Raw genomic sequence first — 937 nt, 5'->3', positions numbered from 1 at the left:
AAATTCATTAGCTTTGATTTAAAGAAAATTTTTTATGGCATAGATCTTTGCACAGGAGTTTTTGACACTCATTTTTCCTTTCATTATGAAATAGATCAAAAGCTTGAAGAAAATAAAGAATTTCTTTTAAAAAGACTTTTATCTTATTTGATTATTGATGAGAAAAGAAATGCAACTGCTTTAGAGGATATAAAAGAACAAAAATATATTATAGATGATTATACTTTTTATTTTAAAGAGTTAAAATCTTTAGAACTTAAAAAATGCACTATATATCAACTTCCTTGTAATCATCCTTTGTTTAAAGAGTTTAGAAATAAAGAAAAGCAAATTAGTGCTTTTAAAAAGGATGAAGATAGTCCTATTCATGCTTACAATGAAGCTTTACAAATTTTACAAGATTTTGCTAATGGAATTTACAATACAAGTAAAGATAAAACAGGAAGATATATAGAAGATAAAAATAAAACCAGAAGATTACTAGAAAAACTCAATATCATAGGACAAAACAATCTTAAGGCTATGTATATGGGGATAAATGGAAATAGAGATAAAACTTCTAATACAAGTAGAGGTAAAGAAGATATGACCAATAAGACAAGTGCAAATGCTGATATCGCATCAGAAACAAAAACTCCGCCTAATTTCATAGGCAGACTAGCCACTACTATAATTATAGAAGATGGTTTATACATGGGTTAAATTAAGAAAGGATAGATAATGAGTGAAACTTATGAGATTTATACACCCAATGGGTTAATAATGGATGTATATAAAGACACTAATAAAATCATTTTTTCAGGAAGTGCTAAGCCAACAGGCGATTATACCGAAGAATATTCCAAAGCCCTTTTTGAAGCCGATCGCATATTAAGAAACTCCCCCTACAAAGACTATAAACCCCAATACCTAGATCCTAACTTTTATACAGGGCAAA

2 pseudogenes are annotated in these 937 nt (G+C 28.6%); both read left to right on the top strand.

What is annotated here, in order from left to right:
- Positions 1-702, top strand: a pseudogene (locus tag AJ932_RS01910) (hypothetical protein); the annotation flags it as partial.
- A gap of 18 nt (positions 703-720) precedes the next feature.
- Positions 721-937 (top strand): annotated as a pseudogene (locus AJ932_RS01905) (hypothetical protein); the annotation flags it as partial.

It is taken from the genome of Campylobacter sp. BCW_6873, from assembly GCF_001762365.1.
Taxonomy (GTDB): domain Bacteria; phylum Campylobacterota; class Campylobacteria; order Campylobacterales; family Campylobacteraceae; genus Campylobacter_D; species Campylobacter_D jejuni.
This window is presented reverse-complemented; position numbering and strand designations above follow the sequence as displayed.